The 13,681-nt window shown below is 57.4% G+C and carries 12 protein-coding genes; 4 read left to right on the top strand and 8 right to left on the bottom strand.

Going from position 1 to position 13,681, the window contains the following annotated elements:
• Positions 1-423: 423 nt before the first annotated feature.
• From BW921_RS07330 to BW921_RS07315, 4 genes are all read right to left on the bottom strand, one after another.
• Positions 424-801 (bottom strand): ferritin family protein, encoded by a 378-nt coding sequence (locus tag BW921_RS07330; RefSeq protein ID WP_148689197.1) that lies wholly within the window; start codon positions 799-801, stop codon positions 424-426.
• A gap of 294 nt (positions 802-1,095) precedes the next feature.
• Positions 1,096-1,623, bottom strand: coding sequence for a hypothetical protein (locus BW921_RS07325; protein WP_148689196.1), 528 nt, complete (start codon positions 1,621-1,623; stop codon positions 1,096-1,098).
• Between the two features lie 610 nt (positions 1,624-2,233).
• Positions 2,234-2,503 carry a PH domain-containing protein gene (locus tag BW921_RS08080; RefSeq protein WP_148689195.1) on the bottom strand — a complete coding sequence of 90 codons (270 nt, stop codon included), beginning with the start codon at positions 2,501-2,503 and terminating at the stop codon, positions 2,234-2,236.
• A 690-nt stretch (positions 2,504-3,193) separates the two neighbouring features.
• Entirely contained in the window at positions 3,194-3,415 is a 222-nt protein-coding gene (locus BW921_RS07315) for a HEPN domain-containing protein (RefSeq protein WP_148689194.1), read from the bottom strand.
• A gap of 211 nt (positions 3,416-3,626) precedes the next feature.
• Between BW921_RS07315 and BW921_RS07310 the strand changes: the two genes are divergently transcribed.
• Entirely contained in the window at positions 3,627-3,839 is a 213-nt protein-coding gene (locus tag BW921_RS07310; protein ID WP_148689193.1) for a hypothetical protein, read from the top strand.
• 841 nt (positions 3,840-4,680) lie between these two features.
• Here the strand turns inward: BW921_RS07310 and BW921_RS07305 are convergent.
• Genes BW921_RS07305 through BW921_RS07300 form a run of 3 tightly spaced genes read right to left on the bottom strand, consistent with a single transcriptional unit; the run spans position 4,681 to position 7,670 of the window.
• Positions 4,681-6,192 (bottom strand): hypothetical protein, encoded by a 1,512-nt coding sequence (locus BW921_RS07305; protein WP_148689192.1) that lies wholly within the window; start codon positions 6,190-6,192, stop codon positions 4,681-4,683.
• Positions 6,193-6,198: 6 nt separating this feature from the next.
• The gene (locus BW921_RS07965) at positions 6,199-6,567 is read right to left on the bottom strand and encodes a glycosyltransferase family 4 protein (RefSeq protein ID WP_236953745.1); all 369 of its coding nucleotides are present in this window, start codon (positions 6,565-6,567) and stop codon (positions 6,199-6,201) included.
• A gap of 8 nt (positions 6,568-6,575) precedes the next feature.
• A complete protein-coding gene (locus BW921_RS07300; protein WP_236953744.1) occupies positions 6,576-7,670 on the bottom strand; it encodes a DUF3492 domain-containing protein in 1,095 nt (364 codons plus the stop codon).
• Between the two features lie 473 nt (positions 7,671-8,143).
• On the opposite strand from BW921_RS07300, the gene BW921_RS07295 reads away from it, so the two are divergent.
• The 3 genes from BW921_RS07295 (at position 8,144) to BW921_RS07845 (ending at position 12,361) form a co-directional block, all read left to right on the top strand.
• A complete protein-coding gene (locus tag BW921_RS07295) occupies positions 8,144-9,532 on the top strand; it encodes a B12-binding domain-containing radical SAM protein (protein WP_148689191.1) in 1,389 nt (462 codons plus the stop codon).
• 2,440 nt (positions 9,533-11,972) lie between these two features.
• Positions 11,973-12,188: a hypothetical protein gene (locus tag BW921_RS07285; RefSeq protein WP_148689189.1), complete on the top strand. Its 216-nt coding sequence runs from the start codon at positions 11,973-11,975 to the stop codon at positions 12,186-12,188.
• A complete protein-coding gene (locus BW921_RS07845; protein WP_168168855.1) occupies positions 12,185-12,361 on the top strand; it encodes a hypothetical protein in 177 nt (58 codons plus the stop codon). Before BW921_RS07285 ends, BW921_RS07845 begins: the two co-directional genes overlap by 4 nt.
• A gap of 123 nt (positions 12,362-12,484) precedes the next feature.
• Here the strand turns inward: BW921_RS07845 and BW921_RS07280 are convergent, their stop codons facing one another.
• The gene (locus tag BW921_RS07280; protein WP_148689188.1) at positions 12,485-13,267 is read right to left on the bottom strand and encodes a DJ-1/PfpI family protein; all 783 of its coding nucleotides are present in this window, start codon (positions 13,265-13,267) and stop codon (positions 12,485-12,487) included.
• Positions 13,268-13,681: the final 414 nt, after the last annotated feature.

Genomic DNA, 13,681 nt, shown 5'->3' with positions numbered 1-13,681 from the left:
GGGGTCGGCTTGTGAGCTCACGGTCTGTGTTCACGGCTGCATTCATCGGCGATCTGGGGCGATACCGTCTCAAGGGCGGATTTAACACCTCAATCTCGCCCACGTCGACACTGGAACATCTTCGACTCTCCTTGCTCAATCTCGGATTCGAGCCGTCACGACGAGATCGACCTTCACGACGGCGAGCCCACGCTTCGGTACATGTCATTCGATTTTGAAACCAAATTGTTTCCACGTTCACTTCGATCCGTCGGCGTCCGTTAAGATTCTGAGGTCCGGGTATCGCGAGGGAGGGGGCGGCGTTGCTTAAATATCCTCACTAACCTTATCTCGCCTGGCTGAGCCGACGGTCGGGATCAGTAAAAGAGGAATGAGGAGACCGAGGAACGCCGACTGGTGACGAGGGTCGGTGTTACCGACCCCTCACTCCGGACGTTCTAACAGGTTCCTCAGCATCTTCGCGTGTCGCTCCTCGTCGTGCGCGGTGCTTATCAGGTACGCCCGTACGTCCTCACTCATTTCGTCCCCGTACTCCTCGATCACGTTCCTCCTGAGCTCGGCGGCCTGCGCCTCCCTCTCCGCCAGTCGCTCGACCTCCGACTTGATGTCCTTGCTCAACTTCCCGGCGATCCGGGCTACGATCGCAGCGTGTCTCAGCTCCTCGTCCGCGATCTTCCTGAACGTCTCGGCGACCTCGGACATGCCCGCCTCCTCCGCCAGTCCGGCTAGCGTACGATACACGGTCACGGCCTCGCTCTCGTTCCTGAACCACCTCTCGAGATGTTCCTCCAGCCCGGACATTGGTATTACCCGAGCGTACCGGCGCGTGCGAGGCTATTATAAACTTCGATATCCGGTAACGAGGAAAGTGATAAGGCGCGATCGGCCTCGTACCGACCGATGGTTTCCCAACGTTTGGTTCCCCAACGTTAACAACCACCACGGTCCACCTGGAACGGTCGACGGTCGTCGTTTGAGAATTCGTAATTCCGAGGTTCCACCCACGGACCCCGGGAACCGATGAAGACCGTTTCACTTCGGAAGTAACGACCGAAAGTCGCGGGGCTGAGGTGGTTCGAGGCGGCGGGAGGGCGTTCACCGCCTCGTCGCACCGACCAGTACCAGCGCGCAGAGCGCTCCGACGACCACTAGTGGCGAGACCGGTACGTCGGCTGGGTTCCCGCCGTACTCACCCCGATGTTGGTGTTGCTCGCCCTCGTGCTCGCACGTCGACGTACCCGTGACCTTCAGCTCTCCCAGGCACTTCACCAGAGGCTCGTAGCCCTCCTTCTCGACCTTGACCCAGATGTAGAACGTGCCCTCCTTACCCGGCGCGGTGAGCTGGGCAGTCACGCTACCATCAGAACCAGAAGTGGTCTTCACATAGTGACCCTTGGTCCACTCCTCGGGCGGAGAATCCTTGTGTTCCTCACCCGCTATCCTGATCAAAACTGAAGCATCAGGTACCGGCTGGCCCGTCGACGCGTCGACGATCTTGAACTTGACCGACAACCTCGAACACACGTCTACCTGACTAGGGTAGTCGACGTCTTTCACGTCCAACGTGCCTGCCGCCGCGGCGGGTGACAGGATCGCCAGCAGACCAAGAATGGCAGCCAGCAAACCTCAGTTCCCCCGTACTAAGCCGTTCGAACATGAGGTAATTAAGGATAGTGGGACTTTCCATCACACACGCGGTGTCACCGTGTCCCGGTGCTGTCGGTTCCTCGGTCGTGAAACGGCGCGGGCCGGACCGTAGGTCAGAACTCGGTCGATGCGATCGGGACACGGTAGATCGGGCCGATGCGGAGTGGCTCTGCGGGGAGGCTCCGATGACCTCCGGGTAACGGGCCGAGACCCGGCGGGGGAACGCGGATGAGGAGGCCGAGGGGCGCCTATCGATGATGAGGATGGCACATACCGACGGCGATCTCTTTTGGACCGGCACCGGCTCGCCGAGTGGTGATCCGAACTCCTCTCTCGGATGTGGTAATGGGTGGCTCGGGAACGCCTGCCCCTCATCACCCGTCAGCGCCCGAAGGGTTCCTCACCGATGTTCCCGGTCGAACAGCGGCACCGATCATCACCGTTCAGGGACTAAAGGAGTCGTCATCCCCACCCCCCTCAGAGACCGGAGTTAAGAGGCGTGATGCGACCGTCCCCGGCTCCACTGGGCGCTATCGTACACGTGTCGATCGATCGCTGGACGTGACGTAGCGTCCCGTTTCGGACGTCATCGGGTCAAGGCATCCAGCAGCTCCTCTGTCGGTTCGGCACCCACCAAGACGGTCCCCCGGTCCGTCTCCAGGACGGCCAGGCGCGACTGTCGGCGCGAGTACACATAACATCGGCCCACGCCCTTCACCCAGTAGAGGCCGACGTAGCCGAAGACGCCCCCGAAACCCAGAAGTCGGACACCTGGAGATCGATCGTGCCCACCGTTCCTTTCACGGCCGGGGTGACGCGTCGTCCCGTGGAGACGATCGTGATACGGCGTTCGCATACCACCACGTGCGTCGGGGCCAGGAGCCAGGCCGCGGTTAGGGATGATACTAGGACGCTACCGAGAGGCCGACGGTGACGTTCCATAGTGCCGTAAAAGCCGTAGCCGCGCAGGAGAAGGACAGGACGAACGCCGTAACGAACCGGGTGGCTCGGTCGTAAGGAATCGGAAGACGCAACCGGTTTCCCTTCTCAGGAGGGTAGACGGATGGCCTCTCCGCGTGCCACGTAGGTGTCCGTGATCATACGGAGCTGTTGTAGTGCCGGGCACGGCCCACCGATTAGTGTTCCGCTGTGACCGGCCCCACGATCTCCTCTCCGGGAACAGGGACTCGATGTTCTGGGTACTACCTCATCACCTTCTGGAGCTCCCCCTCGCACTCTGGCCGTCAACCGGATCACCCAGATCGATGAACCGTACCAGCGAATCACCCTCTGGCAGCTCGGGACCTCACGCGAAGCCCGAGTCCTAAGCCCGTACGCAAGACGCCTCCTTCGAGCGGCTTCGTTCCTCAGCCTTTCGATCGACGCCATGTCCGTTCTCTCAACGGTCGACGAGGATATTACCCACTCGGAGGTCGAAGGCCACGGTGACGGCTACAGTACTGGTGTCATCAACGCACGGTACCCCATGACGGATGATCGCGTAAGGAGGATCGAAACTGGATAAAGTAAAATGAAACAAATGTGTTTAACATCGCACCTCGAACCCGTGCCCCCCGAAGGACCTCCTCGAGCGCGGAGAGTACCCGAGATCGGCAACTTCAACGAACCGTTTCGCGTCCTCTTCGGTGTCGTAGGGGAACTCTACCAGGTAACGAGCGTCCGTGTACGCGTCGAACAGCAGAACGCCAGTGTTGCCTTGATACCCAATTGCACAGCCTACTCGGCGTGGAACGCGGTCTACCTGCACATACCCTACTCCAGGATGAACCTCGCAAGCTTGAGCGCTTCACCGGCATGATCACGCAGCTATCACGCCTCCTCGTACGATCCCACGTGGGATCGCCCCGTGACCCAGGAGGACGTCCCGGAGTGGTACGTGGGACACCTCCGGAGGCAGTACCGGCTCTTCCTGGAGTACGTTCGGAGATGGAAGTACTGGATCAGCCGGATCGCAAGGGGTGATCCGGGAGCGGGTGGACCCGCGGGCCGAGGTGATCGCTCTCGACAGCGTGGTCAAGGGAATGGTCACGGGCGGTTCCGACGTGGACGTGCTCGTCATCACGGAGCGGGCCCGCGAGCTGAAATCGTGTTGCTATCATCCGACGATGATGCGTAGATCATACACGAATAATGTGATGTCAATACGAGTACCAGTCGATGATCGTACGTAAATATTCTCACCGATCGGTGTCGCGTCCGACGGAGACGGACGTCGGGTGAGAGTCCCGGAACCTTACCTGATTCTGGGAAAAACGTCTCGGAAGAGTGCGAACGCGTGGCCGGATCGCCGGTCGAGATCCTACTAGGATTCCAAATCGCCGGTCGCGCTGCCCCTGGCGGTGGCCCGGGCGGCGCGCCATCACAGTGATCCGGAGGCGGAGTTGATACGGAAGTTCGCGGCTCTCACCAAGGCCTTCATGGATGACTTATGCGAAACTCATCAGACTACTGACTAGACTGGGACGGAGACGGGCCGGCGTAACGTCGCATCATGGGAAGGGACGCTTAGCGGTAGTGGAAAAGAGGATAAGGAAACAAGGAAGGTAGCAACGGAAGCGGGAGCGGCGAGGGGGGTCTTTAGGCGCGGACCCGGCGCCTCTGCAGAACCACCGGCGGTACCGGGATCTGAGAGAACAGCTTCGAAGTCAATCACCTCTGGAACGTGGAACGGCAAGCTCGTGCCCCGTAGTGACGGCGTCCACCGAGAAAGATCGGATGCGAAGGGGAGTTAGTGAGAGTTCGAAGGGTCCTGAACCGGGAGTGATTGGGTATGAGTAGTCCGTCTCACGCCGAGGCCTGCAGGGCCAGCCCGGCAGAACCGGTAAGAGGATCTTTAACCCCCTCCATGCGGGAAGACCACGGCCGAGGTGCGGTGATGGAGACTCTTTTCGCGATGTTCAGGTGAATCGGGAAACCGACCACTCGGATGGGGCCGAACAACTACGACCGTGGGAGTACCCAGGACACGAACGCGACCTGCCGGGCGGACCGTTGTCCTGCTCCCCGGACCGTTTACAGACCCCGTGGGCGGACCTCTTCGATCCCGCGTCGCCGGATTTCGATCACGTAGGAAACGAAGTTGTTGTAGGAGAGCACCCGGTACGCCTCCATGTGCAGGTTGAGCCACATGCGGACCGCGGTCAGCGCGCATACGGTCGCAGAGATGCAAGTCCCAATCAGGTAGCCGAGGGCGAGCCACTCCACACCCCATCGATGCCACGCCAGGATCTCCGCGACGGAGACGAGGGATAGCGCCACCGTCGCCTCGATCTCTCGGCGGAACATGATCAATTGCGGGTACGTGTAGACCACCAGCGCCCCCGGGACGCTCCCCAACAGGTATAGGATCAGGAGGTCCGGGTTCGCACCGGCAAGTTTCCATTCGATCCACTTCATCAACGTTGCAAGGATCCCGAACGTCGGGACTGGGGCGTGGCTCAGTGTGTGGATCAGGGTGGACGACGCCTTCAGGGCCTGTTCGAGGAGGTACATGGCGCCCTCCGACATCCAGTGATGGAACCGTGGTTTCACGAACGAGGCGGGCACCAGTGCCAGGACGCCTGAGAGTGCGAGGGCTATCCAGGTACCTTTGAGGAACCGGAAGAACATCCGACGCCCTATCTCCTCGAGCTCCCTCGATTCGACTCTGTAGATCATATCCAGATCGTTCCCGACGTCGGTCCAGAAGATCCCGGCCGCGAACGTACCGGCCAGTAAGGGGACCATCCCCACGAACGCCGGGACGTCAAGTGGTGGGTACGGGAACCCCCGCCAGCACCAGATGACGATCTTGTCGAGGAACATCATGGCGTAGTACGCGATCGAGGATAGCATGATTACGAAGTAGTCCAGCGCCGCAGCGACGGCCACGACCAGGCACCCTACCAGATACTCCTTGGTGATTTCGGGATTGTTCTCGAGGTGCTTCCGCGCGTTCGCGACGAGGCTCACCGTCAGGGCGACCGCCAGGAGGGACAGCACGAACGACCTCAGGACGTCGGAAGTTAGCGCCGAGAGGACCGCGAACGACACCGAGAACGCCATCCACGAGATCACGATCTGCAGGACGGACCTCCACCGGCACTCCTCACAGCTGGCCGCTACCATGCAGGTCAGGGTGTAAACGATACCCGTCAACTCGGCAGCCAGGACGACGTCGTGCGAGAGCTTCACGCCGAAAGATGCCGAGAGCAACCAGCTCAGAAGGCACGGCACGGGCGGGTAGACAACCGCCACCAGCGCGAGAACGCCGATGACGGGGGACAGCACCCGTAGGTACCTAGCGTCCGCCACCATTCGCGAACCCAGGACCTGGAAAGGTGATGACGAGAGCAAACCCACGATTAGGCTGAAGCCGAGCTCGGGTAGATCGTTCATGGACATCGACTCTAACAGCGCCAACAGCGTGATGACGCTCCAAACGGGGGTGAAGAGTAGCGCCGATCTAACGACAGATTTGAGGTCCGCCCTTCCCCTCTTCACGTCCCGAATGGTCTTGTCGATGGCATCCGACAGGAACCCCATTCGACCTCACCCAGGACCGGTCGCGTACTTCACGTATCGTCGCGCGTACTCATCACACATCCGGGTGATGTCGAACTTCCGAGCCTTCCTAGTCGCCGTGTAAGACATTTGGAGGAGGGCCTCCGGGTCCTGGAGCAGTTCCAGGAGGACCCGCGCTCCGGCCTCGTGATCCTCCGAAGGGAACGTCCGCCCTATCTCCTCCTCGACGATGTAGGGGACCGCACCTACCTCAGACGCCACCACGGGACATCCGGCGCTCATCGCTTCGAGAAGGGCCATTGGGAGCCCTTCGGACCTGCTCGAGAGCACGAACACGTGGAACTTGTGGTAGAACCGCAGGATTTCCTCCGGAGGTCGAGACCCGTGGAACCTCACGACCTGCTCTAGCCCTTGCCGCTCGATGATCTCCTGACACCTCTCGTAGTGCTCCCGGTCGTCGATGGGCCCACCACGTGGAATCGGACCCGGTTCTTCCCTACCTCCTCGACCACCTTCGCCGCCATCCGGACGAACACGTCGATCCCTTTGATGGGTTCGACCCGGGCGACCGTCCCCACGTGGAACTTGTCCGCCTCGCAGAATTTCTTCTCTACGTCCGAGGGTGGTGGGAACTTCCAGGTCTCGATCCCAGAGTAGATCACGTCGACACGGTCCTCCGGCACACCCTGCTCCACGGCGTGTTCCCGGTGGTAATCGGAGATCGCAAGGACCTCGTCGCAGTACTGGTAAGAGGTTTTGATCATCGACTCGAAGCATCTCCGGTACAGCTCCCGGACTGTATCCCCGAGCCCCTCGAGGCGAGTGTCCAGCTCTCGGACCAGGACGCCGTGCTCCGTGATGATGTACGGAGTTCCCTTGACAACCTTCCTGACGGCGCACAGGAAGCCGCACACGCCGCAGTTCTGAGGGTGAGCCACGTCACACTCTGGCATGTGGCGGGCGCCAGAGGCCGCCCCCATGACGAATGAGCAGACGTTCGCCACCGCCCAGTACAAGTCGCTGAACCGCTCATCCGAACCCAACTGGTCCTCCACGTACTGAGCCAGCGTGTAAACCGTGGGCCCCTCTAACACTCTCACTGGGTTCTCCGAGACCTCATACAACCGTTCTAGCATCTCCCCCTCCAGTGGCTCGCCCTCCAATATGTACTCGAAGGCTCGCTCCAGGACGCGGAAGCCCTCAGGAGCCCGCTCACCCCGTCGCCCAAGTAGCCACCGTATCCTGTGGACGGGGAACACGCGGGCCACCCAGCGGCGCTTCCCAACTCGCCTCGGTACCAGCTCTCGAACGACCACGTCCCGGACGTTCTCCGGGATATCAACGACAGGTTCCGCCTTCCCTGAGGGCGCCAGACAGAGCACGTTGAACCTGACGTTTGAGGAGTGCTCGATGAGACGCTGTACCCAGGTGGTGACCCCGCCGAGAGTGATGGGATACGTTCCCTCCGTTACAATGGTGACCTCAGGCTTGCCCAACATGGTCCCCGGTGTCTGTTACCGAGCGTACAACCCGATAATATGCATTTCTCGTGCAAGTTCTACTAAACTAACGTTAACTCACCTGGGCTAAACTGAGCTAATGTTTCGAAAACATCAACCTGTAGGATCGTCGATAGGTAGGTACGTACTGGTTCCCTCGGGTGACGCCCGACGTGGCACACTACCGTCCCCGGACCCACCGAGCGAGAAGAAATCCCTTGACGCGTACGTACCCGTAACCGGTCGTGCGGGGTCTAACCCAATGTCCCGCTAACGGCATTCAACTTTCCGTACGCTCGACTAATTCAGTCGAGTAGGGTACCGCGTGATGGGCGGGGTGACCGCAGTCGTGCATCGTATTTATTCGTAAACCATGATCTGGGGTTACGAGTCGCGTTTATGCGAACGCGAAACGTTCAAGGGATCGTCTAGGATTCACTGACCGCCTGAACCCTCCAGGGGAGTCCTAAGCGTTGAAGGTCTTACTGGTTCAACCCCCGTATAACGACGACATCAGGAAAGTCCTAGGTGCTACGGCGTTTCCCGTCGGGCTACTGTACTTATCAGCTTACCTGGAGCGAGAGGGGTTCTCGGCCGATATCGTGGATTGCCCAGCCGAGGGGTTGGACATCGAGGAAGTGGTGAAGATGGCCTCAGGGTACGACGCCGTAGGGATCACCGTCACGACGCCCGCCGCCCCGTACGCGTACGAGATCGCCAGGCGCGTCAAGGAAAAGGGTGTGTTCGTGTTTCTAGGCGGTCCGCATCCGACGTTCATGGACGGAGAGGCCCTTCGGGAGAGTCACGCGGACGCCGTGGTGAGGGGAGAAGGTGAGCTCACGACCGCCGACCTGTTGGACCACGTGGACGGCTGGGAGGATCCTGACCTGTCGGATGTGCCGGGCATTTCGTACCTAGACGAGCGCGGTAAATTGATACGAAACGACGACCGGAGACCCATCGAGGACCTAGACTCGCTCCCCTTACCGGCGTACGACAAGATCGATATCTCGTTGTACGCTCCTGATCCCGACGAGCCGTACGCCCCGGTGATCACGAGTCGAGGTTGCCCGTTCCAGTGCGCGTTCTGCGCTTCTTCTAGGTTATTAGGGAGGGAATGGAGGGCCAGGAGCGCGGACCACGTGGTCCGTGAAATAGAGTACCTGGTGGAGGAAAAAGGCGTGGAGCGTATAGAGTTCGTGGATGACGTGTTCGCGATCACGGTCTCCAGGGTAGAGGAGATCGGGGAGAAATTACGGAAGGAGGGAATCGACGTACCTTGGGACTGCGGGACCCGGGCCAACCTTATGACACCGGAAATGGCGAAAGCGCTCCAGGAGTACGGATGTCGGTACGTGTACGTGGGCGCCGAATCCGCGAGTGACGAGACGCTAAGGAAGATCAATAAACAGATCACCACGGGCGACGTGTACGCGTGTAGGAAAGTAACCGCCAGGTACGGGCTCGGGGTCTTGTTCTCGTTCATACTCGGGTTCCCGTGGGAGGATCGGGATGACATCAAGAGGACCATCCGGTTCGCCATCGACTTGAAGCCGGACTACGCCCAGTTCACGGTGTGCACTCCGTACCCAGGGACACCACTCTACGACCTGGCTGAGAGGAAAGGCCTGATAGAAACCAAGGACTGGTCTAAATACACCACGCTACACCCTGTGATGAGGACGCTGTACCTCTCGAGGAAAGAACTGAAGAAATTACTCAGGAAGGCGTACGTGAGGTTCTACCTCGACGATCTCCGGTTCCTGAAGATAGCTAAGGACGCGGGCTTCAGGATCGGTAAGAACGTCCTCAGATCGACCGTTTCAGCGCTGTTTCATTACGTTAGGGACTGGCTCCTCTAACACGCGCGACTCCGAACTGACCTATGTCAAAGACGCGCCCACCGGCCGGTTCGTTCAGTGTGGAGTGGCCATCCGGACCTATATCTTGCCGGACGATCACGCCACACGGAGGATAAAGGAAATTAACGTACCGGCGCTACATCCGGGGTTCCCATACGGTAGTCCTAGTTGACCAGAGGAGATAGTTGATGCAGTCTGTCCGGACCAGGTGGTTGATACCACTAGTAGCCGCGATGATGGCGTCAGGACCGGTGCTGTTGAAACCACTGGCCCCGAGAGACGCACCCGCACACGCGTTCGGGGCAGAGTACGCATGGGAGATCCTGATAGGGCGCACTCCGTCAAACCTATGTTATTATTGGCACATGTGGTTCCCATACCCCACCTTCTACTGTTTTTTACCTTACTATTTAATAGCTCCATTAGCTAGGCTGACCGACGGACCACACGCATTCGCTTTGGGATTACTAGCAGCCTCTATATTATTTTCTTACAGTGTATATAAGCTTACCATGAGCTTTGGATTCAAAAGGAGATCTGGGGATTATGTTTCCTGGAATATTTCTACTCACGTTAGGAGTGTTAGGTTTATGGAAAGCACGTCGAGAGTCGTGGATGCGAATCGTTTTTATATGCTGGATGATTGCGTATGGGCTGGCAATCACTTGTATAACCGAATAATAACCAAGCTGCCACTGGATAAAAATATACTTCTAGATAGATTCACGTGTGCGCTTCTAACGCCCCTGACGGCATTACCTGCATGTTATTTACTGGAGCACGGCTATAAGGGAGAGTATCTTTTAGCCATGTTATCTGTGGTAACTACGATCTTGACATCGTGGAACCATATTTTGACTATTCATGTTATGGAAATACCGGGGACCAAAATAGTATCTGTTTGGATTTCTAAGCATCGTATGAAGGACCCCATGGTAAGGATAGGAGTGGGACCGCTGCTTAGGATGTATAACGAAGCCAATCTATCCCCACATGGTTCCATACGAGTTGGATCTAGGTTCACTGTATACTTCGCACAAGGTGATCCGTACTTCCACGCACTGACCGAAAGATCAGAATGGGAGGTATTCTAGTGGTATGACAAGGAATTTGTAAGAACAGTATGTCGATTAGCCAACATTCAATACTTAGTGACCACAACGCCTCAAGTTTCTGAGGTCAGTCGTCGTGCCGGAATGGCACTAGTATATCGAGCAAGACATGTGCTGGTGTTAGAGAACAGTAAAGTGTCTGATGCGGAAGCTGTAGATCCTATCGGAGTGTACGACCCGAACTATAACGACATACGATCATTAGTACGAGACTACACTACTGCCCTCAACATTGTACCTAAGTATGGATACGAGTACATTTTTGCCACAGTACAGAAACCAAAAGATCTCAGTATGTTTCCACAAGATAATAGTTAGACCGAAATCTTACAAAGATGTCAAACTGGCGGTGAGGCTAGCGAGCGAAGGTAGGTAAGTTATTTTAATACTACCATCACAACTGGATAGTAGGACTACCAAAAAGTTGTCTAAAGTACTCAAAATAAAATTAATAAAGGTAAACATTAGGCTACATCCTAGGTATTCTAACGTCGGTAATCAATGGAATTTACCTGTGCGACAGTCGAGGAAGTTGCCGAAAGTGTATATGGTAGACGGAAGATGGTTCAAGGACATTAAAGCAGGTGCTGGGATAATTAGAGTGGTCGGAATAGACTTACCAATGGTAGCGGCACGACTACACCCAGTAACAATAATCCCGCGTAGTTGTATTCCACCACTTCCTGGTAAGCGTGAGTGCTGTTTATACTCTAAAATACTTGAGAAGTTTAGAACTAATCCATCACCACTACCTGCGAAAGTTAACTGGTGTACGATTGATGTGGATGCACGAGGTTATAGATGGGTCTTAATTAAAGTAAAGCATTTTCCGGCATGGCATGCACGGAATGGAAGGATATTCATTGGACCTGGCGGAACGATGGTTATCTTAGTAAATTCATCTCTGCCACGGGTAATTCTGCATTTCTCATTCCCGACATGGCTGTACTCGGTGGGGGTCGTAGGGTTCACACTAGGAGTGCTAGCTCTCGTTCTGCGTAGGATTACACACGGATCGGAGATTAGACTAGAGATGTCAACACTATTATAAAATGACGGCAACTGTTGGAAAAAACATCGAACATAAGACAACGTCGGCCCTTAGATGTCCCTCGCGTGTCGTCTCTTTATCATCTCTTTCGGTCCTGTCGTCCTCCGTGAGAACACATTAACACATCCACGGGACGACTCAGGTATATGTGGGTGTATCTAGGTACTCACCACCCGATGACTGACCGAGCTTAAGTGGGCACACGTAGAGTGCACGTGGACACTTGCCAACAAGACCTTAGGCTTTTTTAGTGCCGCACCGGCCCCAGCTCGGGGGGATGAAAGAAGAACCCATAGATCTCCTGACTGCCGCCATAGCTTCCCTGGAGGAGTCCTCGTGGGTCGTTCTCGGCAAGGGTCGTGACGCCTTTATTCGGTGCTTCTCCAGGACGCTGGCGCGGAAGCTCCAGGATATGGGTTACGAAACTCCCGAGGAGCAGCTATGCTTGATCTTCGGAGAGGATGTGGAGATCGAGGAGGAGGGAGTAGGGTGACCGTGCGTATCCCGACGTGCCCGTTCTGCTCCGTACGGGAGCTGCTCGAGGGTGAAGTGAGAGACGTTGTGTGCGTGGTGGTAGGTCTCCTGGAGTACGTCTTCGATGGCGAGGTTACGGAGTACCGCAGGTTAGGTGATAGTGGATGCAAGATCGTAATCTCCAGAGAATGAAATCCCGGTGTGTGCGCCGAGGAATATCGTTACTAACTTGAACTCCCGCCAACGGTCATATTGACATCACCAAATTCTAGAGTTCTTGATTCAGGTCGGCATCTGGTGAGGTAACCGTTAGCGTTAGGATCCACAGATCAGCCCGCGGACCACCAAGGCCGCCACCGATCCCAAGATCACCGCCGCTACCGGAACCGGCGTCGGGAGCCATCCCTCACCCTCGACCTTCCCGGGCTCGATCCGCTTCTTCACTCCTAAGGCGTTGAGCAGCAGCTTGGCGCCCCGGGTGTTCACGTTCCCACTCTCGTCGTGACATGGGTGCGGTCCGATCGCGATCACCTCTCCCTTACCGTAACGGTCCACGAGGATCGCGTCCCCACGACCCACGATACCTCCAGCGTACCGGGCCACTACCTCGGCCCCTTGGGACCGCATCACAGGTCCGTTGATGTACGTAACGTCGAGGTGGTCGGGCAACTCCTCCGTGAGCGAACAGCGCTTCAATTTCAACGCCACCCTGCCGACTCCGAGACCCGCCTCTTCTACCCTAGCTCTGACCAGTCCTCCCTTCACCAGTGTGATCGCGCCCGCGCAGATACCTACGATCTTGCCTCCCGCCCTCGCGAACTCCTTGAGTCCCTCGATGAATCCGGGATGATGCACGACGCGCTCGGAATACGCGCCACCTGATAAGATCAAGACGTCGTACTTCCCGACGATGGTCCCGTCGACTATGTCCTTCTCATTGACCTCGTCGAATGATACGCCAGCGTCTTTAAGCACCTTCTCGATGGCTTTGAGGCACGTGGGTTCCACGTCATCGACCGCGAACACAGCCACCTTCAAGCAGCTTGCCGGCTGGGAGAGGAGTACCAGCAGTCCGGATGCGACCGCAGCAAGCCTCAAAGGCCCCCGGGTCGGTCGGAGGACGACGAAACACTTGTGCGTTTCGAGATGCTGGAACTACCGGGCCTCCATCTGGCTTAGTACCGGAAGTGGACGACCGAAGTACCTATCGGAGGACGGTGCTGCCCGCCGGAAACTGGAGGTTGGCACGAAACCGGTGTGGAAGGTCCCCATGAGATACCCAACGTGCGCGTACGGGATGAGGAGACGGGTGAGCGGTGATATCCCCGATGATCGGACCGTCCATTGCCGACACCCGCGGACGGATACCAATCGGTGCTTCTCAACTAGTCCCGGCAGGAACGTTACGATGATTGTAACGATTGTGCCGTACGGGCGGAGTCATCTTCACCCCACCACCGGGTCTCCCACAAACGTGTAGCGAGCTCATAGTACTTAAAAGTTTCTGGTATC

Source organism: Methanopyrus sp. SNP6, from assembly GCF_002201895.1.
Taxonomy (GTDB): Archaea; JAADCQ01; Methanopyri; order Methanopyrales; family Methanopyraceae; genus Methanopyrus.
Note: the sequence above shows the minus strand (reverse complement) of the source record. Positions and strands in the feature narration are given on the sequence as shown.